Genomic DNA, 20,865 nt, shown 5'->3' with positions numbered 1-20,865 from the left:
CTGGTCTCATCAAGACGGCGTAAATACCGTTGGAGACATGAAGGACCTGCTGCTCGGCTTCGGCACCATGATGACCCTGATCGTCGCGATCGGCGCGCAGAACGCTTTCGTGCTGCGCCAAGGACTTCGACGTCAGGCCGTGGTTCCGGTCGTCGCCGTGTGCGCACTCTCCGACGCACTTCTGGTCGCGGTCGGCATCGCCGGGTTCGGCGCGATCGTCTCCCGCTGGCCCCAGGCGATCACCATCGCGGCCGTCATCGGAGGAATCTTCCTGCTGGGCTACGGATTTCTGGCCGCCCGCCGCGCGTTCCGCCCGTCCGCGATGCACGTCGAAAACAGCGGGTCGCGACGCCCGGTGCTCACCGCCATCGCCCTGACGTGGCTGAACCCGCACGTCTACCTGGACACGGTCCTGCTGCTCGGCTCGATCGCGGCCGGCCGCTGGCTCTTCGGCGTCGGCGCGGTCACCGCCAGCATCACCTGGTTCGTCGCACTCGGCTTCGGCGCCCGCCTGCTCAGCCCGCTGTTCGCGAAGCCCCGCTCGTGGCGCGTCCTGGACGGCGTGATCGCCGCCGTGATGATCACCCTCGGCGCGACCCTGATCGCCGGGTGGTGATCAACACCACCACCGCCGACACGGCCAGGACACCGCTCGTCACCGGCGCCGCGGCCCCCACGATCAGCGACGCCGAAGCAAGCCCTCCGCTGACGAGAGCACCTGCGACGACCCGCGGCCGAACATCATCCACGTAGATCACCATACTCACGACACACCCATGTTGGGTGGTGATCCAGACCCCACCCCTACATGTAGTATCTGCCGCGCTGGTGGTTCACCGACTTGGCGCAACGGGGTCGGTGAGGCAAGAGGGAACCCGGCGAGAGTCCGGGACTGCCCCGCAGCGGTGAGTGGGAACGAAAGCCGTCAACGAAGCACTGGGTCTCGCGACCTGGGAAGCGACGGCCGGTAGGAGCGAGTTCGGCGCCCACGAGTCCGAAGACCTGCCACTGGTGTGCGCGCAAGCCTGCGCGCACGACACGGTGCCCCGAGGGAGGGCGGCTGTGTGCACCAGTGGTGTCCTCTGCTGGCGTGCGCATGCGTTCCCTCGGGCCGAGCTCGCGAGGAGAGAGCGTGCCCGACCGCCTTACCCCATTGGATCGCCTTTCTGAGGTGATCAACGAAGCTTGTGCCGACCTGCCCAACGCGTCGGCCGAGGCGGTTCTGGCCGAGACCAAGCGAAATCTCTACGCCGGCATCACCGACGCCGAACTGGCCCTGGCGCCGATCATGGCCGCCCGCACGATGGTCGAGCACGACCCGGACTACTCCTACGTCAGCGCCCGCCTGCTGCTGGACAAGCTCCGCGCCGAGGCCTGCGGCATCCCGTTGTCGCACGCCGAGATGACCGCGCGCTACCCGTCGTACTTCGCCGATTTCGTCCGCTACGGCATCGAGTTCGGCCAGCTCGACCCACGTCTGGTTTCCTTCGACCTCGCACGTCTGGGCGCGGCGCTGCACGCTGACCGCGATCTGAACTTCCAGTTCCTGGGCATGCAGACCCTGTACGACCGCTACTTCCTGCACCACGACGGCCGCCGCTACGAGCTGCCGCAGGCGTTCTTCATGCGCGTCGCCATGGGCCTCGCGCTGGAAGAGGACGACCGCAACGCCCGCGCGATCGAGTTCTACGAGCTGCTCTCGTCGTTCGACTTCATGTGCTCGACGCCGACCCTGTTCAACTCCGGGACCACGCGCCCGCAGCTCTCGTCGTGCTTCCTGACCACGGTGGACGATGACCTCGCCGCCATCTTCCACGGCATCTCCAACAACGCGCTGCTGAGCAAGTTCGCGGGCGGGCTCGGCAACGACTGGACTCCGGTGCGCGGCATCGGCGCGCACATCAAGGGCACCAACGGCAAGTCGCAGGGCGTCGTGCCGTTCCTCAAGATTGCCAACGACACGGCCGTAGCGGTCAACCAGGGAGGAAAACGGAAGGGCGCGGTGTGCGCGTACCTGGAGACGTGGCACATCGACGTCGAGGAGTTTCTCGACCTTCGCAAGAACACCGGTGACGAGCGCCGCCGCACACACGACATGAACACCGCGAACTGGGTGCCGGACGAGTTTCTGCGCCGGGTCCGGGCGAACGGGCAGTGGACGTTGTTCTCGCCGGACGAGGTGCCGGACCTGCACGACGCGTTCGGCACGGAGTTCGCTGAGAAGTACCGGGCGTACGAGGAGAAGGCGGCCAACGGCGAGATCAAGGTCTTCCGGCAGATCCCGGCCGTCGACCTGTGGCGGCGGATGCTGACCATGCTGTTCGAGACCGGGCATCCGTGGATCACGTTCAAGGATCCGTGCAACCTGCGTTCGCCGCAGCAGCACAGCGGGGTCGTGCACTCCAGCAACCTGTGCACGGAGATCACGCTCAACACCACGATCGACGAGGTCGCGGTGTGCAACCTCGGGAGTGTCAACCTCGCGCAGCACGTCACCGAGCAGGGCATCGACCACGCGCGGCTGGAAAAGACCGTGCGGACCGCGGTGCGGATGCTCGACAACGTGATCGACGTGAACTACTACACGATCCCGGAAGCCAAGAACTCCAACCTCAAGCACCGGCCGGTCGGCCTGGGGCTGATGGGTTTCCAGGACGCGCTGTTCACGCTCGGCACGCCGATGGCATCCGAAGAAGCCGTCGAGTTCGCGGACCGCAGCATGGAGGAGATCAGCTACTACGCCATCGAGGCGTCCGCTGACCTGGCCGCAGAACGCGGTGCGTACCAGTCGTTCGAGGGATCGTTGTGGAGCCGGGGAATCCTGCCGATCGACTCGGTGGAGATCCTCGCGCAGACCCGCGGCGACGGTGAGCTGGAGCAGAACCGCGAGTCCACCACGGACTGGGGCAAAGTCCGCGAGAAGGCCCGCAAGGGCATGCGGAACTCGAACGTCATGGCGATCGCACCGACCGCGACCATCGCGAACATCACCGGCGTGAACCAGTCGATCGAGCCGCTGTACCGCAACCTCTACGTGAAGTCGAACATGTCCGGCGACTTCACCGTGATCAACCCGGACCTGGTGCGGGCGCTCAAGCAGCGCAAGCTGTGGGACGAGCAGATGATCTCGGACCTGAAGCTGCACGACGGCAGCCTCGGCGCGATCGACCGGGTGCCGCCGTACCTGAAGGCCTTGTACGCCACGGCGTTCGAGGTCGACAGCTCGTGGCTGATCGAGGCGGGCTCACGCAGGCAGAAGTGGATCGACCAGGCGCAGTCGCTGAACCTGTACCTGGCTCAGCCCAGCGGCCGCAAGCTCGACGAGCTGTACCAGCTGGCGTGGGTGCGCGGCCTCAAGACCACGTACTACCTGCGGACGCAATCAGCCACGCACGTGGAGAAGTCCACGTTGCAGGGCACCGACGGCAAGCTCAACGCCGTCTCCCCCGTCGCCGTGACCGACCCGAACTGCTCCATCACCGACCCCGACTGTGAGGCGTGCCAGTAATGAGCAACATCGAAGCAGGCGCGGCCCGCGTCAGTGTCGACGACAAGGCGATGATCAACTGCCGCGCCGACGTCAACCAGCTGCTGCCGCTCAAGTACCACTGGGCGTGGGACAAGTACCTCAACGGCTGCAACAACCACTGGATGCCCACCGAGGTGTCCATGCAGGCCGACATCAGCCTGTGGAAATCCAAGGACGGGCTGACCGACGAGGAACGCCGCATGATCAAGCGGAACCTCGGTTTCTTCGCCACGAGTGAGTCGTTGGTGGCCAACAACATCGTGCTCGCGGTGTACCGGCACCTCACCAACCCCGAGTGCCGGCAGTACCTGCTGCGCCAGGCCTTCGAGGAGGCCGTGCACACGCACACGTTCCAGTACATCTGCGAGTCGCTCGGCCTGGACGAGGGCGAGCTGTTCAACATGTACCGCGAGATCCCGAGCATCACCGACAAGGCCGCGTGGGCGCTGCAGTTCACGCAGCACCTGGAGGACCCGGACTTCCGCACCGGCACGCCCGAGACGGACCAGGCGTTCCTGAAGGACCTCGTCGCGTTCTACGTGGTCTTCGAGGGCATGTGGTTCTACACGGGGTTCGCGCAGATCCTGTCGCTGGGCCGGCGCAACAAGATGGTCGGCATCGCCGAGCAGTACCAGTACATCCTGCGCGACGAGTCGATCCACCTGAACTTCGGCATCGACGCGATCAACCAGATCAAGATCGAGAACCCGCACCTGTGGAACGACGTGTTCCAGAAGGAGGTGCGGACCATGCTCGCGGAGGGGTGCGAGCTGGAGATCGCCTATGGTCGCGACACGATGCCGAGCGGGATCCTGGGTCTCAACGCCGACTCCTGCGAGCAGTACATGCGGTTCATCACGAACCGCCGGTGCGCGCAGCTCGGCCTGGAGCCGGTGTGGGAGACCGGCCCGAATCATTTGGGTGAGAACCCGTTCCCGTGGATGTCCGAGATGATGGACCTCAAGAAGGAGAAGAACTTCTTCGAGACCCGCGTCATCGAGTACCAGAACGGCGGCTCGCTGGAGTGGTGAGTTAGCGCGCTATCGGTCTCGATAAGCGACCTGCACGGCGAGCACACAGAGCTCGTCGTGCCACTCGTCGCTGATCGGGGCCTCGGCGATCGCGGTGCGGGCGGTCCGCACCAGATCGCCGATGTGGTCCTCCACGGCCTCCAGGGCGCCGGAGACCACGAGGTGGTCGCGCAGCTCGTCGAACGCCTGACGTTCGACGAGTGCGCGCACCTCCGCGTTGTGCCGCATGGCCAACGAGATCAGCAAAGTCATCTTGTGCTGCGCGAAGTCCAGCCCGGCGGGCTTGCCGCTCAGGTCGCTGGAGCCGAACGCGTCGATCAGGTCGTCGCGCAGCTGGAAGGCCTCCCCCAGCGCCTCGCCGTAGACCGCGAAGGCCGGGGCCAAGTCCGGCCGCCCGGCGATCAAGGCACCCAGGGTCAACGGCCGCTGGATCGTGTAGCGGCCGGACTTCACCACCGCGATGTGCCTGGCCAGCAAGGGATCGGCGGCGAACTCGGCGGCCGCGACCACGTCCAGGGCCTGCCCGCTGCAGAGTTCGGAGCGCATCTCGCACCACTCGCGGGCGACGTCGGCGCCGTAGCCCGCCATCAGGCCGTCGGCGTAGGTCCAGGCGAGGTCGCCGGCCAGGATCGCCATCGCCTCACCGTAGCGGCGGGGTTCGCCGCGCCAGCGGTTCTCCTTGTGCTCCAACGCATGCCGGGCGTGCACTGTCGGCGCACCACGCCGCAACGAGGAGTCGTCCATCACGTCGTCGTGGATCAACGCGCCGATGTGCAGCAGTTCGACCGCCATCGCGGCAGGCACGGGCAACGATCCCGGCACCCCACCGGCGGCCAGGAACCCGGTGAGACAGAACAGCGGCCGAAGTCTCTTGCCGCCGGCGTGCACCAGCGCCGCGATGTCGAGCACGGGTAGCGCGCCGCGAGGGTCGGGATGGGCCCGGCGGGCGGACTCCAGGGCGAGGTGGTCGGCCAAACCCACCTCGACGTCGCGCAGCAGCGCGGTCAGTTCAGCGCGTGCGGCGGTCGCGGTGGAAATGGGCGCGGTGGTCATGCGGTAATGATGAGGGCTCAAGCCCGTGCGTTGTCAACGACCACTCCGATATGAGACGACGTCGTTTACGGAACAACGTGAGCGCATTTACTCTCAGCCACTCCCCGGCCGTAGATCGGATGGATGCTGCGCATGGAAATGCCGGTTTTAGATCGCTGTTACCCCGTTCGACAGAGCTCTCACTACCGCGTTGTCGCAGGTCCGTTCCATGATTGGATGGACAGGTTCGGCCCATACCGAACGAGCGAGGAACGCCGTTCATTTGCAGCCAAAGATTACCCTTATCTGGCCTCCATCGCGTTCCCTGCCTGCAACGAAAGGCTGCTCGGCGAGTTCGCGGGCATCTGCGCGACGATGACGGAACGGGACGATGACTGGGCGGATCACTGGAATCCGCTGATCGCCGATATCTGGGCACGACTTGCGTCGCACACCGATCCGCGACAGATGTCCCGGTTGACCGCCGCCGTTTCGGCCTATCGAGAAGGATGCGCCGCACACGCCCGAAAACTAATCCAAGGTGACATTCCACGAGACGTCGGCACCTATCTCATTTCGCGCTACCTCACAATCGGCCAGCTCATTGACCACGTGCTGATCGAAATCAGTCTCGGGATCGATGTGAGCGACTCCCTCTCCGATCCCCTGATGGCCGAGCTGGTCAGGTGCGACGTCGAGCGGGTCATCGCCTGCCAGGACGTCCTGTCGTTCCCGAAGGAGCACAACGACGGGGACGACGAGAACCTCGTCCGCGTGATCGCAACCGAAACCGGCTGCTCACTCAACGACGCGGTCACCCAGGCGTGCGTGTTCTTCAAGGACGCCAACGCCCGCACGGACCGTGCCGCCGACGCGGTGCTCGCCTCACCGCTGGGCAGGCGCAAGGACATCCGGCAGTTCATCCGCGCTCTCAACGACTTCGTGGCCGGCCTGATCGAGTGGACGTCCTGCTCCAGCCGCTACACCGGGCGCACCACCAGCGTCTGGGCCACCCCGACCGTCCCGTACCGACCGGAGGACTGACCCGTGATCACCGCTCCCGGCGGCCTTCCCCTGGCAGGGCACGCGCTCGACCTCCTGCGTCGCCCGATCGAGTTCCTCACCGAGATGCGCGACCTCGGCCCCGTCGTGCGGTTCCGGCTCGGACCGAAGGACGCCTACCTCGTCACCACCCCGGACGCGGTCAGGGAGGTGCTGATCACGCAGCTCTCCGCGTTCGGGAAGGGCGGCGCGCTCATCGACACCGCCCGCGAGGTCGTCGGCAACGGCATCGGCACCTCCGACGGCGCCGAACACCGCAAGAACCGCAAGATGGCGCAGCCGGCGTTCCACCACCAGCGCATCGCGAGCTACACCGCCGCGATGGCCGGCATCGCCTCCCAGAAGGCAACGTCTTGGCTGCCTGGCCTGCGACTGTCGATGCCGGAAGAGATGCACGCGCTCAGCGCGGCCATCCTCGCCAAGACGCTCATCACCACCGACGTCGACGCACCCGGCGTGCTGTCGCGCGCGTTGCCGGAGCTGGTCGCGGGCATCGGCAGACGCACGTACCTGCCGGTGAAGTGGGTCCACCGACTGCCACTGCCGGTGAACCGCCGCTACACCACCGCGAGGCGGGCGTTGTCCGGCCTGGTGCTCGACACGATCGCGGAATACCGCGCCGCGCCCGGTGATCGCGGCGATCTGCTGTCGATGCTGATGACCTCGGTGGACGACGACGGCGCGGGCATGTCGGACGCGCAGCTGCACGACGAGATCCTCACGATGATGTTCGGCGGCACCGCCACGTCAGCAGAGACGCTGGTGTGGCTCTTCCACGTGCTCGCAACGCACCCGGAGATCAGCGAGAAGGTCGTCGCCGAGATCGACGACGTGGTGGGCGAGCGGCTCGTCGAGCACGCCGACCTGCCCGCGCTGGAGCACACGGGCCGAGTGATCACCGAGGCGCTGCGGCGGTACCCGGCGATCTGGCTCACGAGCCGCTACGCCAACCGCGCCACGACCGTGGCCGGGCAGGACATCCCGGCCGGCGCCGACGTGTTCTACAGCCCGCACCTGCTGCACCACGACCCGCGCTCGTTCTCGCGCCCGGAGGAGTTCGACCCGGACCGCTGGCTGCCGGAGCGAGCCGCGGAGTCGCCACGGCACGCCTACATCCCGTTCAGCTCCGGGTTCCGCAAGTGCATCGGCGACTCGTTCGCCCGGACCGAGATCATGGTCGCGCTGGTGGCGGTGCTGCAACGGTGGCGGCTCGTGCAGGTCGGCGAGGCCGTGCCGGCGTGCGACACGACCTACCGGCTCAAGAAGTCCGTCATGCGAGTCGAACGGCGCTAGGCAGCCCCGCCCGGTCCGCGACGGGCCACGCCAGCGGATCGGGCCCCAGCTTCACCAGCTCGGCGACCTGCAACCGGGCCCACGGCGAGATCTCGCGCGTGCCGTCCAGAACGCTTTCGGAGAACTCTGCCCACGGCACGCGATCAGCCGAGTCGACCTCGTCCGGGTTCGGCGTGGGCTCGTCGTCGGAGAGCACCCGGAACACCGGACACATCTCGTTCTCGACGACGCCGTCCATCTCGGCGCGGTAGCGGAAGCGCGGCAGCAGCAGCTCCGGCTCGGAGCACTTCATGCCCAGCTCGTCCTGCAGACGCCGCAACACGGCCTGTGCCATGTCCTCGTCCGGCAACGGGTGACCGCAGCAGGTGTTCGTCCACACGCCGGGGAACGTCTTCTTGTGCAACGCGCGCCTGGTCAGCACGATGCGGCCGGCCGAGTCGAAGACGTACGACGAAAAAGCCAGGTGCAGCGGGGTGTCCGCGTGGTGCACGACGGCCTTGTCCTCGACACCGATGGCCGAACCGTCCTCGGCCAGGAGGACCACCTGTTCCACAGTCACGCGCCCACGTAACCACACGAACGACAAGATCGCGTAGCTGGGCGTCGTGATAGGGAGCTTGAGCGCCGGGATAGCGGGACCATAGGTGGTCCGCGTCACCCTGAGGTCATGACATCCCCGTTCGCACAGGCTCACACCATGTTCCTGGTGCTGGTCAGCCCAGCGGGCCAGTACTCGATCTGGCCCGCGGTGCTGCAGGTGCCCGCCGGCTGGCAGGTCGTCCACGGCGTCGCGTCCCGGCAGGGTTGCCTCGACTTCGTGCAGGCACAGCAGATCTACGTCCCGCAAGCCGCATAACGGGACCGCACTGGGACGGCCTGACCCTGGCCGTTCGATACCCCGGCCTGCCTTGATCGTGGAGGCATGCTCACAGAAAGCCGCTTCTTCGCGTCGGCGCGCACCGATCTCGTGACGGTGCTGCTCGGGACGTGGTTCTCGATCGGGTTGTTCCTCGACGCCTGGGCGCACAGCAATCTCACCGAGCTGGAGTCGTTCTTCACGCCGTGGCACGGCGTCTACTACTCCGGCTTCACGGCGACCGGCGCGTGGATCCTGTGGCTGGTCTGGCGTGGTCACAGGTCCGGACGCCGCGGTCTGGCGGCGATTCCGGCCGGGTACGGGCCCGCGGTGGTGGCACTGCCGACGTTCGCGCTGTTCGGCGTGGGCGACTACGTGTGGCACACCGTGTTCGGCATCGAGACCGACCTGGAGATCGTGTTCAGCCCCACCCACCTCGGGCTGATCGTGGCGATGGTCGTGATCCTCGCGACGCCGCTGCGGACGGCGTGGCTGAGCCGCGACCGGCCGACGTTCCCCGCGTTGCTGTCGCTGGCGTTCTGCCCGTCGCTGGTGCTCATCTTCTTCCCCCACGCCGATGCCACGCAGTGGTCGCCGGAGCGGATCGTGGAGGCCTGGACGTTCGTACCGGGCTTCTCGCAGCCGCCGGCCGGGCGCCTCGGGGCCGCGGTGGCGATCACGAACCTGATCTGGCTCCTGCCGGTGCTCGCGGCGGCACGGCGGTGGCGCTTGCCGTTCGGCACGGCCACCCTCGTGTCGTTCGTGATCGGCGGGCTCGGGGCGGTCATCACCACCGGAACGCAGCTGGAGATGTTCGCGGCGTTCGTCGTCGGCGGGCTGTTGTCGGACGTGCTGCTGGTGTGGCTCAAGCCCGGTGAGGATCGCCTTGTCCAGTACCGGATCTACGCGTTCGCGTCGCCGTTCGTGCTGTGGCTGACGTACTTCCTCGTGGCGGGCATCTCCGCGGGAAGGATGCCGAGCGTGCGGGAGATGTGGACCGGGGCGCCGGTCGTGATGGGCTGCATCGGGTTGCTGATGGCCTGGCTGATGGTGCCGGAATTCCGGCACGTGCGGGAGAACGCGGCGGAAGCCCGCCGCGTTCCCGTCGCACATCCCTAACAGGACAGCCTGGCGTCGCCCCACACCGCGTTGTCCAGGCTCGTGCCGTCGCCGCCGTCGGTCACCCGCAGCGTCAACGACTTCACGCCGCCGACGTCCACGCTGACCGGCAGCGGCGCGTCGACGGACTTGCGCAGCGGGCTCTCGTAGAGCACGCGTCCGTCACCCACGACCACGAACGTGACCGAGCCACCGACACCGGCCGCGCGGTCCACTCGGCCGTCGACCTCGTCGTCCACGCCGACCGTCGCCTCGAACCGCGAACACGCTTCAAGGGAGAAGACCTTGTCCGCGGGCGTCGTGCCGATGCCCTTGCCGAACCGCACACCGCCGGTCGTCAACGTCCGTCCCTCAACGGAACGATCGTTGCCGGCGACGTAGGACTGCCCGGCAGGCAACGGCTTCCAGACGTGCGTCCGAGTCGCCTTCTCCGCTTCAACGCTGGAGTTGAAGCGGTGGTAGGGCCGGAACTGCGCCACCGCGGGCACGTCCGTCAGCCCCACCACCGGATTCGGACCGACGCGAACCGTCCACTTGCCACTCAACGACTCACCCGGCGCGACCCGGAACGCCCGCACCCCGGCGGACGCGGTCCAGCCGGACGGCACCCGCGGCGCGAACGACACGTCGTAGAGCGGGTCGGTCGAGGTGTTCGTGAAGGTGCTGCTCATCTCGAACATCTGCCCCGGCTGCACCGACGCCAGCGCGGGCGTGGTCACGACCGTCGTCGACGGGATGCCGTACGTGGGCCGGGCGCAGGTGTCGCGAACCGGGCGGCAGACCAGTGCGACGAACCCGCCGTCCTTCGCCGCCGGAATGGTCAGCTTCTGGTCTGTGACCTGGGTTTCCTTGACCAGCCCGGCCACGCCGTCCCGCACGACCTCGACCAGCCAGCGTCCCTTGCCCAGGGTCGGCAGGTCCAGCGTCCGGGCCTCGCCCGCGATCGCGCCACCGACGAACCAACGGTCCTCAGAACGCCGTGCCATCACGACGCTCTCGGTGGGACGCCCGGACAGCAGCCGCGTCTCGTCCCACGCGGTCGGCGTCTGCTCCAGGTACCAGCGCACCAGCGGACGTGCGTCGTAGGCGTCCGGGCGGCCGGCGAGGTTCTGGATACCGGACTCGTACAGCACGGACAACGCGAGCTCGCCCGCGTCGGTGTTGGCGCGGGTGCGGTGGAAGCCGCCGGGCGTGTAGTCCATGCCGCCCACCACGTTGCGGGTGAACGGCAACGCGGTCATGTGCGAGGTGGTGAGGCCGCTGGACTTCTCCGCGCCGTGCACGGCCTCGGTCGTCATGACGTGCGGCCAGGTGCGGTGGATGCCGTGCGGCAGCGTGGCGCCGTGGAAGTTGAGCAGGAAGTGCATCTTCGCGGTCTCGGGCAGGATCTCGTCGTACCAGCGGTAGCGGTCCTGGCCGTCGGAGTCCATGAAGTCGATCTTCAGGCCCTGCACGCCCCACTTCTGCAGCCACGGCAGGTAGTCCGCGCGCTTCTCCGGGGTGTCGACGCTGCTGAACCGCACCCACGTGTGGATGCCGACCCGGCGTGCCTTCGCGTACTGCACGAGTTCGGGGATGTAGCTGGTCTGCCGCCAGTTCGGGTCGTCGTACCAGCCGGCGTCGACCACGACGTACGGCCAGCCGCGCGCCGCCGCGTAGTCGACGAACTCCTTCTGCCGGGCCAGATCCTGCTGCACGCCGCGGCCACCGGCGAGCCATGTCCACACCGCCGGGCCGGGCTTGATCCACGAGGTGTCGCGGATGCGAGAGGCCGGCGCGAGGTCGTCCACCAGCGTCGACTCGGTGACGGTGGCCAGCGAGCCCACGATCATGGTGCGCCACGGCGTCTTCAACGAACCGGAGACCGCGACCTTCTCGTCCCAGAGCTTCATCTGGAACCTGCCGCCACCGGTGTGCACCAGGTGACCACCCGAGTACCTTCCGTCCACATCGGACTCGGTGATCAACGCGTAGGTGCCGCCGACGTCGAACAGCGCCGGGTGCATGTACTCGGCCGGTTCCGCGGTCCCGGCCGTCATCTGCAGGAACGGGTTCTCGTAGTCACGCCGGAACTTCGCGAGCCACGCGACGGAGTCCGCCGGCAGCACGAACGCCGACGCCTCCCCCGTCACGGCACCGGTGTTCTGCGGCAGCTCGTATCGATACGCGACGCCGTCAGCAGACTCGCGCACCACGAGGTTGAGCTTGTTCTCACCGGCCACGAACCGGTACGTCGTCTCGGTGGCGCGCACGGTGCGGTCCAGCTTCTTGCCGGACGACGTGCGGTAGCGCTCGAAGATCGCCCGCTTCGACTTCCCCGCAGGCTGGAGACCGGTCGACAGGTCGGCGCGCTCGGTCTTGATCCCGACCGGTGACGGCTGCACGACCGTCTTGCCGTTGTGCGTCACCGCCAGGGTGACGCTCCCACCAGAAGCACTGACGACCGCCTGCGGACCGCGTTCACCGGCCTGCGCAGGCGGCACCACCACCAAGCCCGCGGTCAAAGCAACCACGGCCAGCGTTCTCACCGCCACGGACACTCCCCTCGTGATCCGGGGCGGCGGTCACCGGAAGACATCCAATGACTCGGACGCTATGCCGGGCATTTCGTCCGAGTCAAGGGATGTAACAACCGTGACAACTCCGATGACTGAGCTGTCTAGAGCAAACTGATGTTCCCGTGCGCCGAGGCTCCACCGTGCTCGTTGTTTCCTGCGAACGAGGCCGTGAAGCCCTGCAGCAGCGTTGACAGACCCACCAGCAGAGACACCTGAGCATCACAGGTGGCCTTGCCGGACGAGTTCGTCGTGGCGGTGCACAGCGGGTTGCCCTTGACCGTGCGGAACACGAGCTTCTGACCCACGATCGGCGTGCCCGTGTGCTTCTCGGTCAGCGTCGCGTCGAGCGAGCGGACCGTGAAGCCGAGCAGGCGCAGCTGCAGCTGGGCGCTGCCGGCCACGAGCTTCGACGCGGCGGGCGGCACGAAGTTGATCGCGATGCCCACCGGGCGCTGGCCGACGGCGATGGAGCCGCTGACCGTGTTGGACGCCGTGTCGATGATCGAGACGGTGTTGCTGTTGAAGTTCGTGACGTAGGCGGACGCACCGTCCGGCGTGAGGGCCACGCTGATCGGGCGGTCACCGACGACGATCTTCTGCAGTTCCACCATCGCCGTCAGGTCCACGACGGACACCGAGTCGAACTCGCTGTTCGTCACGTACGCGCGAGTCCCGTTGGGCGACAACGCGATGCCGTGCGGGACGAAGCCGACGGTCGCGGTGCCGACGACGGTGCGCGTGGCGACGTCGATGGCGGAGATGTTGTCCGAGCCCTTGTTGACCACGTAGATCCGCGTCCCGTCCGCCGAGGCCGCGACCGCGGTCGGCGTGCTGCCGACGTTGATCGTGGTGACAACGGTGTTGGACGTGGTGTCGATGACCGAGACCTTGCTCGGGCCCACGACGTCGTGCGTCACGTAAACGGCCGTGCCGTCCTTGGTGACGACCACGCCGTCCGGGTTCTGGCCGACCGTGACGGTCGCGGTGACCGTCAGCGTGGCCGCGTCGACCACGGAAACCGTGCCGTCACCGTAGTTCGTGACGTAGACGAAGCCGCCTCCCGGGGCGACCGCGACACCCGCCGGGTGGCTCCCGACGGGAACGGACTTGTCGACCGTGTTGGTCGGCGTGTCGATGACAGTCAACGTGTTGTGTACGGAGTTCGTCACGTAACCGCGAGTTCCGTCGAACGCGACCGCTGCCATGTAGGGCGAACTTCCGCCGCTGTCAGCGATCGTCTCGGACACCGCGTTCGTGGCCGTGTCGATCACCGACACCCCGCCGCCGTTGTTGGCGACGTAACCCAGCACCCGACCGGCGGGAGCCGCTGAGGCCGGGGTCACCACCAGTGCCGCGGTGACGGCAAGCGCCATCACCAGTGGACGCAACCGCATGTTCAATGCCTCCTGGCGAGCGTCATCCCGACCTGGTCAATGCATCGCAGGAGAATCGAAGGACGTTAGCCTCTTCTCGAACCAATGGTCGGCGTACTGCGCGTCGTTGTAGCGGTCGATCTCCGCGAAACCGTGTTTGGCGTACAGGTTTCGTGCCTCGACGAGATCGTTTCGCGTGTCGAGCCGCAGCACCGTGACGCCACGTTCGAGCGCCTCGGTCTCCATCGCTTTGAGCAACGCCGTGGCCACTCCCTGTCCGCGGAACGGCGTCCGCACGAACATCCGGGTCAGCTCACCGGTGCCGTCATCAAGAAAGCGCATGCCCAGACACCCCGCCTCCTCGCCGTCGCGGGACGCCACGAGGAACACCGGCACGTCGTGGTCCTGCTCGTCGCGTTCGTAGGCGTCGATCTCGGCGTCGTTCGTGGGCCGCCCCCAGTAGCGGCTGATCATCTCCGCGTTGTACTCGCGGTTGAGCGGCGAGCGCGCGGCGTCAGCGGCCGTCACGGTCCAGTTGGTCATGGGATCATCATGTGGAGCCCGTCCACTGTGATTCAGGTCACTGCAACACGGCGGCCGCGGGAAGCCAACTGGGGACGTGATGTTCGCGGAGCTGTTCGACGAGCACGCTCAGCCGCTGCACCGATATCTGGCGCGGCGGGTGGGTGTCGACGTTGCTGACGACCTGGTCAGCGAGACCTTCCTGGCTGCCATGCGCGGCCAGGAGAGCTACGACCCCGGCAAGGGCAGCGTGGTCGGCTGGCTCTACGGCATCGCGACGAACCTGTTGCGCGGCCACGCCAAGCGCGAGACCAGGCTGTTGCGCACCGCCGAACGCTACGGCGTCGACCTCGGTGTCGCCGAGACGCTGGAGCACACGGTGGTGACGCGGATCGACGCCCGGTCGCACCTGCGGCGGATCGCCGGCCAGCTGGCGCGGATGCAGAGCGGCGACCGCGACCTGCTGCTGCTCGTGTCGCTGGCGGGGCTCAGCGTGCAGGAGGCCGCGGAAGCGCTCGGTCTCAACCCCGGCACCGCCCGGTCCCGTCTGCACCGCCTGCGCGCCAAGCTGAAGGAAGTGGAACATGCGTGACGTGCTGGACGACGACCTCGCCGAGCTGTACACCGTGCGGTCCGCCGACGACGTGCGGCTGGCCCGTCTGCGCGAGCAGCTGTTCGCAGAGCCGCCGGCGAAGCGCTCGCGTCGCTGGGTCGGCATCGCCGCGGCCGCCGCGGCGGTGGTGATGATCACCGGGCTGGTGGTGACGCTGCGGCCCGCCTCCCGGGACGCGCCCGCCACCCTGCCGACCAAACCCGCCACCTCGTTGCAAGAGGCGGCGACACTGCTGGAGATCGGTCCGAAGCCGACCGGCAGGTACCAGCACATCACCTACAGGATCTGGCAGGTGCTGCCCAGCACCGCGTTCGGCCTCTCCGAGATCGGCACGCTCCAGGTCGAGTTCGAGTACAACGCGTGGGTGCCCACCGCGCCCGGCGAGATGGTGGTCGTCTACCGCAGGGAGACCGGCCAGCGGCGGCCGATGTCGGGTGCCCAGCCGGCACCGGACAAGAGCGTGGGCCAGCTGAGCCTCCCGCGCCTGTGGACCACGTTCTGCGCGGCCACGCCGTGCAAGGAGGAGAGCCTCTCCACACCGCTGCCGGCGGACCCGAAGCAGAAGCTCGCGGCCGCGGCGCACGCGCTGCTGTCACCGTTCACGACGAACGAGGAGAGGGCCGCGCTGTACCGCAGGCTCGCGGAGTCCCCTGAGATCCGCTGGGACAACGGGAAGGTGTCGGCCGAGGGCGGCCGGTTCCTGTTCACCGTCGATCCCGCCACCGGGCGCGTGTCCGGCATGGAGGAGGCCGACGTCGCAGGTGTCACGCTGGTGAACGGCACGAGGCCGACCTCGGTAACCGTCACCTACGAGTGGACCGATCAGCGGCCGTCGTAGGACCGCGGCAGGTACCAGGCCAGGGCGGCGCGCAGCTCGGCGACATCGCGCTCGCGCCGCCGCCTGGTCCGCTCGTGGGCGATCGGGAAGACCCGCACACCGCCGTGATGTGCACCGAAGAAGCGGCGCGGCGCAGGATCTTTCAGCCAGACGACGACCCATGGCCGTTTCTTGTGCGGCACGACTCGCACCCGTGCGAGCTCGTACCACCAGTACTGGTGGAACTTGCCGTTGCGCGTCGTCGCGATGCCCTCACGGCTGATCTCGATGACGACCTTGCGGCGCGCGGCGGCACCGAAGAACCGGACCGCGCGCACGACCAGCACGCAGAACGCGGCCAGCGCCAGCAGCTGCGTGGCACCGTTGGCCTTGGCGGCCGGGTCCGCGATCGCGGCGGCGAGCAGGGCGGCGGCGAGGTTCGTCAGGCCCCACGCCATCGGCACGATCCGCGACGTCGAGAACGTCGCCGCGGCGGGCGTCATCGGCGCGGGCAGCTTCGAGGTCGGCGGCTTCGGCGTCACGACCTGCGCGATCAGCTTCGTCACCTCGGCCGGTTCCGGACGCTTGGCCGGGTCGCGGTGCATGCACTTCTGCACCAGCGGCCGCAGCGGCTTCGGCACGCCGTCGAGGTCCGGTTCGCCGTGCGCGGCCCGGTAGAGCAATGTCGCGGTCGGCCCCTCGCCGAACGGGCCCTTGCCCGTGGCCGCGTAGACGAGCACGGCACCCAACGCGAAGACATCACTCGGCGAACCGACCTCCTGGCCGGTGATCTGCTCGGGCGACAGGAAGCCCGGCGTGCCGAAGACCATGCCCGTCTCGGTCAGCGCGGTGTGCTCCATCGCGCGCGAGATGCCGAAGTCGATCACGCGCGGCCCGTCCGCGCCCAGCAGCACGTTCGAAGGCTTGAGGTCGCGGTGCACGAGACCCGCGCGGTGGATCGCGGTCAGGGCCTCGGCGAGCCCCTCGGCCAGCCTGCGCAGGTGGTGCTCGGGCAGCGGGCCGTGGCGTTCGATGGCCTCCTGCAGCGTCGGGCCGGGCACGTACTCCGTCGCCATCCACGGCCGCGGCGCGCGCGTGTCCGCGTCGACGACCGCCGCGGTGCCGGCGCTTCCGACCGCGCGGGCCATCTGCACCTCGCGGCGGAACCGCTCGCGGAAGCGCGGATCGTCGGCGAGCTCGGCACGGGCGACCTTGACGGCGACCTGCCGTCCGTCGCTGCCTTGCCCCAGGTAGACCGTTCCCATGGCACCACGACCAAGCCTGCCCAGCAGCAGGTAGTCGCCTATGCGTTGAGGTTGGTCCACCTTCACCGGATCGAGGGTAGCGGGAGTTGGGCGTCAATCCTCACATCTGAGTAGATCTACGTAGGCTTGTCACCCATGAGCCGGACCCGCTTGTACCGCAACGGCGAACTCGTGGACCACGGCTTCCCGGTCGCCGACGTGGCCCATCATCTCGAAGATCCCTCGGCGGTGGTGTGGTTCGACCTCTGCGCGCCGTCGCAGGAGGAGATAGGTCTGCTGCGCGACGAGCTGGGGTTGCACGAGCTCGCGATCGAGGACGCGTTCGTCGAACGCCAGCGCCCCAAGGTGGACCGCTACCCGACCCATCTCTTCCTCAGCGTCTACGCGGTCGAGTACGGATCGGATCACGAGATCAAGACGTGCGAGGTTGACGTGTTCGTGACCCCGCAGGCGCTGGTGACCGTGCGGGAGAACGAGTCGTACTCGCTGGACGGCGTGACGCGGCGGTGGGACAGCGCTCCTTCTCTTGCCTCTTCGGGCGTCGGCTTCCTGCTGCACGGCCTGCTCGACGACATCGCGGACGGCCACTACAGCGCGGCCCAGCGGCTCGACGACGACATCGAGGCGCTGGAGGACAAGATCTACCAGGAGAAACCGCACGTCGGCCGCAAGGCGCTGAAGCTGCGCCGGTCCCTGGTGCTGCTGCGCCGGGTCGCGTTGCCGATGCGCGAGGTCCTGGGCTCGTTGATGCACCGCGACCACTCCATCGTGGACGACGCGATGATGCCGTACTACCAGGACGTCAAGGACCACACGCTGTTCACCGCCGAGCTGACCGACTCGATGCGCGAGCTGGTGACGAACCTGCGCGAGGCCCAGGTCGCGGTGCAGGGCAACCGACTGAACTCGATCATGAAGAAGGTCACCAGCTGGGCCGCGATCATCGCCGTGCCGACCGCGATCTCGGGCTACTACGGCATGAACGTGCCCTACCCCGGTTTTGAGCAGAAGTGGGGCTTCTGGGTGTCCACGCTGGGTATCTTCGCCCTCTCCTACGCCCTGTACGTGATGTTCAAGCGCCGAGATTGGCTGTGAGGAAACCGCTTTGAAGATCCACCTGACCCGGCAGAACGAGCTCGCGATCATCACGATCGACGCGCCGCCGCTCAACCTCTACGCGCTCGACCTGGACGCCGAGTTCCACGACGCCCTCGACGAGCTCGGGGACGCGCGGGCGTTGCTGATCAACGCCACCGGTCGCGTGGTCTCGGGCGGCGTCGACGTGTCGCTGTTCGCCGCCCAGGAGTACCGCGAGGACGCGCAGGCGCTGTTCGACCGCATGATCCTGCTGCCGCAACGCCTCGCCACGCTGCCGATCCCGACCGTCTTCGCCGCCCACGCCCTGTGCCTGACCTGGGCTTTCGAGCTGGCGGTGGCGTGCGACCTGATCGTCGCCGCGGAGAGTGCTCGCTTCGGGTTGGTCGAGAAGGTCGTCGGTCTGACCCCGACGATGGGCGGCACGCAACGCCTGGCCGCCCGCGCGGGCGTGGGTCGCGCGAAGGAGTTCGTGATGACCGGCGACCTGTACTCCGCTGCGACCTTGGAACGCTGGAACGTCGTGAACCGCGTGCTGCCGGACGAGGGCTTCGCGCTGGCCGCCGAACAGTTCGCTCTTTCGCTCGCCGTCGGCCCCACCCAGGCGCACGCCGCGACGAAGCAGGTCCTCGCGCATTTCGAACACGGTGGCGTTCCGGAAGCGGACGCTCACGTCACGACGATCGCCTCCGCGCTGTACGAAACCCAAGACCTGCCACGCGCTGTGCACAGCTTCCTCACGGACGGTCCCGGCCGCGCCACATTCCTGGGTCGCTGATCTCACACATCAAAGAATCATATGGCTCGGAGATAAAACCGTGATCTGCCTGCTCACACGGATGGAGTATTCCCGCCCGCCCGGAAGATGATGTTGCGGCACAACGAGATCCGCTTGACTCCACCCCTCCGCACGTGCAGTGTGCTGTCCGTTCAACGGCTGGTACGAACTCCGTCGCACGAGTTTTGTACACATTCCGCAACGGCCGACGACACAATCAACGAGCGGTTCACGGTCCCCCGTCGTGAACGCGCGTGGAGGTAGATCCAGCGTGAAACTGAGATTGGCCGTACTGCTGACCGGTGGGGTCATCGCGTTGGCCGCCTGCTCCCCGACGAAGGCGGCCCAACCAACCCCGATCGCGGACAGCACCAGCGCCACCTCGACCAGCACCACCAGCAGTTCCTCTTCCGCCCCTTCGAGCTCGGCAGCTCCTTCCAGTTCGGTGACCCAGTCCGCCACCAACGGCCCCGTGAAGCCACCGGTGAACCCCGGCACCCCCGCGCCGGCGGGTTCGCCAGGCTGGAAGCTCACCCAGGGCAACACCGGCCTCGCGGCTCACGGCCTCAACTGCGACGCCCTGCCCGTCTACACCGGCCCCGGCTCCCCCGCGGCGGGCACCGTCATCTCCGGCAAGCGGATCGAGCAGTCCCTGACGCTCTTCGCGGGCAACATCACGATCGAGAAGTCGTGCATCCGCCCCACCAAGCTCAACGAGGCCGCCCCGCTGGTCACCACCAACGGCCCGTGCGGCAGCAACTCATGCCAGGTCACGGGCTCCCCGGTGACCATCCGCGACTCGAACATCGACGGCTCGAAGCTCTCCGCGTCGACGATCGCGAAGTCCTGCGCGTTCCTGGGCGTCGGCACCCTGCAGCGCAACTACATCACCGGCATGGGCTCCGGCATCTGCTTCTACAACACCGGCAACTCCCTGAGCGGCCTGGCCGAGGGCAACTACGTCCGAGGCCTGCGCACCGCCGGCGACGCGCACAACGACGGCGCCACCGTCCGCGACTTCCCGCTGGACCGCAACGCCGGCCGCACGCTGACGTTCCGCAACAACCGAATCGACTGCTCAACCGGCCAGGACACAGGCGCCCTCTTCATCCAGACCTACGGCGGCGACATCGACAACGTCACCGTCGAGGGCAACCTCCTGGAGGGCGGCGGCTACCAGCTCGGCCTCGAATCGAGCCACGGCAACCAGTACGGCCGCAACATGCGCTCCATCAACAACCGCTTCACCGGCAGCGGCTGGGGCGCGGCATACGTGACCTCGAACGGCGTCGGCTACAAGTGGGCCGTCTGGCAGGACAACTTCCTGCTGGACATGAACGCCCCCGACGCGAAGGGCAAGCCCGCAGGCTCGCCCTGACCTTCAGCTACACCCCTCGATCGCCCTCGCCAGGCAACTCTGGCGGGGGCGATCGCATGCTCCAGGCCACTCGGGTGAGGCGACCGCACACGCCAGGCCACTCGGGTGGGGTGATCACACGCGCCAGGCCACTCGGGTGAGACGACCGCACACGCCACGCCACTCGGGTGAGACGACCGCACACGCCACGCCACTCGGTGAGACGACCGCACACGCCACGCCACTCGGATGCCGTGATCGCACGCTCCAGACCCACTCGGGTAGGGCGATCGCACCTTCAAGAACACTCGGGTGGGGTGATCGCACGCTCGACGCCACTCGTCGGGTGGGGGTGATCGCACGCAAGCGATGGCGCAGCCGAGCCCGAACCGCCTGATCCCACGCAGGGCAAAGCCCGAAGGCGAGCCGCCCTCCCGCCAACCGCGAGGCCGAAGGCGAGCCCGACACGCCTCCTCCCGCACGCAATGGCGAAGCCGAGCCGCCCTGCCGCCAGCGGCGATGCGAAGCGAGCCGGGTAGGCCTGATGCCGCGCTGAGCTGCGGTG

19 protein-coding genes and 1 riboswitch are annotated in these 20,865 nt (G+C 67.7%); of the genes, 12 read left to right on the top strand and 7 right to left on the bottom strand.

The genetic code is table 11. From position 1 onward, the window contains the following. The first annotated feature begins 37 nt into the window (after positions 1-37). The 3 genes from LFM09_RS45720 to LFM09_RS45710 all read left to right on the top strand — a co-directional run bounded on the left by LFM09_RS45720 (position 38) and on the right by LFM09_RS45710 (position 4,560). Positions 38-616 carry a LysE/ArgO family amino acid transporter gene (locus LFM09_RS45720; RefSeq protein ID WP_414102915.1) on the top strand — a complete coding sequence of 193 codons (579 nt, stop codon included), beginning with the start codon at positions 38-40 and terminating at the stop codon, positions 614-616. Positions 617-812: 196 nt separating this feature from the next. Continuing rightward, a riboswitch (cobalamin riboswitch) is annotated at positions 813-1,025 on the top strand. 71 nt (positions 1,026-1,096) lie between these two features. Beyond that, positions 1,097-3,508: a ribonucleoside-diphosphate reductase subunit alpha gene (locus LFM09_RS45715; protein WP_414102946.1), complete on the top strand. Its 2,412-nt coding sequence runs from the start codon at positions 1,097-1,099 to the stop codon at positions 3,506-3,508. Continuing rightward, positions 3,508-4,560 (top strand): ribonucleotide-diphosphate reductase subunit beta, encoded by a 1,053-nt coding sequence (locus LFM09_RS45710; RefSeq protein WP_414102914.1) that lies wholly within the window; start codon positions 3,508-3,510, stop codon positions 4,558-4,560. Before LFM09_RS45715 ends, LFM09_RS45710 begins: the two co-directional genes overlap by 1 nt. Positions 4,561-4,569: 9 nt before the next feature. Here the strand turns inward: LFM09_RS45710 and LFM09_RS45705 are convergent, their stop codons facing one another. Beyond that, positions 4,570-5,613 carry a polyprenyl synthetase family protein gene (locus LFM09_RS45705; protein WP_414102913.1) on the bottom strand — a complete coding sequence of 348 codons (1,044 nt, stop codon included), beginning with the start codon at positions 5,611-5,613 and terminating at the stop codon, positions 4,570-4,572. A gap of 216 nt (positions 5,614-5,829) precedes the next feature. On the opposite strand from LFM09_RS45705, the gene LFM09_RS45700 reads away from it, so the two are divergent. Beyond that, on the top strand, positions 5,830-6,636 hold the full coding sequence (locus tag LFM09_RS45700; RefSeq protein WP_414102912.1) for a terpene synthase family protein: 807 nt from the start codon (positions 5,830-5,832) through the stop codon (positions 6,634-6,636). Positions 6,637-6,639: 3 nt separating this feature from the next. Continuing rightward, positions 6,640-7,947: a cytochrome P450 gene (locus LFM09_RS45695; protein ID WP_414102911.1), complete on the top strand. Its 1,308-nt coding sequence runs from the start codon at positions 6,640-6,642 to the stop codon at positions 7,945-7,947. Here LFM09_RS45695 and idi read toward each other — a convergent pair. After that, complete coding sequence (gene idi, locus LFM09_RS45690; RefSeq protein WP_414102945.1) at positions 7,925-8,500, bottom strand: isopentenyl-diphosphate Delta-isomerase; 576 nt, start codon at positions 8,498-8,500, stop codon at positions 7,925-7,927. The two genes, LFM09_RS45695 and idi, sit on opposite strands and share 23 nt — an antisense overlap. 114 nt (positions 8,501-8,614) lie before the next feature. Here idi and LFM09_RS45685 point away from each other — a divergent pair, with 114 nt between their 5' ends. Continuing rightward, positions 8,615-8,803, top strand: coding sequence for an MbtH family protein (locus LFM09_RS45685; RefSeq protein ID WP_414102910.1), 189 nt, complete (start codon positions 8,615-8,617; stop codon positions 8,801-8,803). 66 nt (positions 8,804-8,869) lie between these two features. Beyond that, positions 8,870-9,922, top strand: coding sequence for a hypothetical protein (locus LFM09_RS45680; RefSeq protein ID WP_414102909.1), 1,053 nt, complete (start codon positions 8,870-8,872; stop codon positions 9,920-9,922). On the opposite strand, the gene LFM09_RS45675 is transcribed toward LFM09_RS45680, so the two are convergent. The 3 genes from LFM09_RS45675 to LFM09_RS45665 all read right to left on the bottom strand — a co-directional run bounded on the left by LFM09_RS45675 (position 9,919) and on the right by LFM09_RS45665 (position 14,396). Further along, positions 9,919-12,456, bottom strand: coding sequence for a glycoside hydrolase family 97 catalytic domain-containing protein (locus LFM09_RS45675; protein ID WP_414102908.1), 2,538 nt, complete (start codon positions 12,454-12,456; stop codon positions 9,919-9,921). The two genes, LFM09_RS45680 and LFM09_RS45675, sit on opposite strands and share 4 nt — an antisense overlap. A gap of 125 nt (positions 12,457-12,581) precedes the next feature. Continuing rightward, the gene (locus tag LFM09_RS45670) at positions 12,582-13,874 is read right to left on the bottom strand and encodes a YncE family protein (RefSeq protein WP_414102907.1); all 1,293 of its coding nucleotides are present in this window, start codon (positions 13,872-13,874) and stop codon (positions 12,582-12,584) included. Between the two features lie 36 nt (positions 13,875-13,910). Then, on the bottom strand, positions 13,911-14,396 hold the full coding sequence (locus LFM09_RS45665) for a GNAT family N-acetyltransferase (RefSeq protein WP_414102906.1): 486 nt from the start codon (positions 14,394-14,396) through the stop codon (positions 13,911-13,913). A 79-nt stretch (positions 14,397-14,475) separates the two neighbouring features. Between LFM09_RS45665 and LFM09_RS45660 the strand changes: the two genes are divergently transcribed. Continuing rightward, positions 14,476-14,967 carry an RNA polymerase sigma factor gene (locus LFM09_RS45660; protein WP_414102905.1) on the top strand — a complete coding sequence of 164 codons (492 nt, stop codon included), beginning with the start codon at positions 14,476-14,478 and terminating at the stop codon, positions 14,965-14,967. After that, positions 14,960-15,826: a hypothetical protein gene (locus LFM09_RS45655; protein WP_414102904.1), complete on the top strand. Its 867-nt coding sequence runs from the start codon at positions 14,960-14,962 to the stop codon at positions 15,824-15,826. Before LFM09_RS45660 ends, LFM09_RS45655 begins: the two co-directional genes overlap by 8 nt. Here LFM09_RS45655 and LFM09_RS45650 read toward each other — a convergent pair. Further along, a complete protein-coding gene (locus LFM09_RS45650) occupies positions 15,811-17,136 on the bottom strand; it encodes a serine/threonine-protein kinase (protein WP_414102903.1) in 1,326 nt (441 codons plus the stop codon). The two genes, LFM09_RS45655 and LFM09_RS45650, sit on opposite strands and share 16 nt — an antisense overlap. A 69-nt stretch (positions 17,137-17,205) precedes the next feature. Here LFM09_RS45650 and LFM09_RS45645 point away from each other — a divergent pair, with 69 nt between their 5' ends. Both LFM09_RS45645 and LFM09_RS45640 read left to right on the top strand, forming a co-directional pair. Further along, complete coding sequence (locus LFM09_RS45645; protein WP_414102902.1) at positions 17,206-18,165, top strand: magnesium transporter CorA family protein; 960 nt, start codon at positions 17,206-17,208, stop codon at positions 18,163-18,165. A gap of 10 nt (positions 18,166-18,175) precedes the next feature. Further along, on the top strand, positions 18,176-18,943 hold the full coding sequence (locus LFM09_RS45640; protein ID WP_414102901.1) for an enoyl-CoA hydratase/isomerase family protein: 768 nt from the start codon (positions 18,176-18,178) through the stop codon (positions 18,941-18,943). A gap of 9 nt (positions 18,944-18,952) precedes the next feature. Here LFM09_RS45640 and LFM09_RS45635 read toward each other — a convergent pair whose 3' ends face one another. Continuing rightward, the gene (locus LFM09_RS45635; RefSeq protein ID WP_414102900.1) at positions 18,953-19,405 is read right to left on the bottom strand and encodes a hypothetical protein; all 453 of its coding nucleotides are present in this window, start codon (positions 19,403-19,405) and stop codon (positions 18,953-18,955) included. Between the two features lie 10 nt (positions 19,406-19,415). Between LFM09_RS45635 and LFM09_RS45630 the strand changes: the two genes are divergently transcribed. Beyond that, positions 19,416-20,321 carry a hypothetical protein gene (locus LFM09_RS45630; protein WP_414102899.1) on the top strand — a complete coding sequence of 302 codons (906 nt, stop codon included), beginning with the start codon at positions 19,416-19,418 and terminating at the stop codon, positions 20,319-20,321. Positions 20,322-20,865 lie beyond the last annotated feature (544 nt).

It is taken from the genome of Lentzea alba, assembly GCF_047445655.1.
GTDB classification, from domain to species: domain Bacteria; phylum Actinomycetota; class Actinomycetes; order Mycobacteriales; family Pseudonocardiaceae; genus Lentzea; species Lentzea alba_A.
Note: the sequence above shows the minus strand (reverse complement) of the source record. Positions and strands in the feature narration are given on the sequence as shown.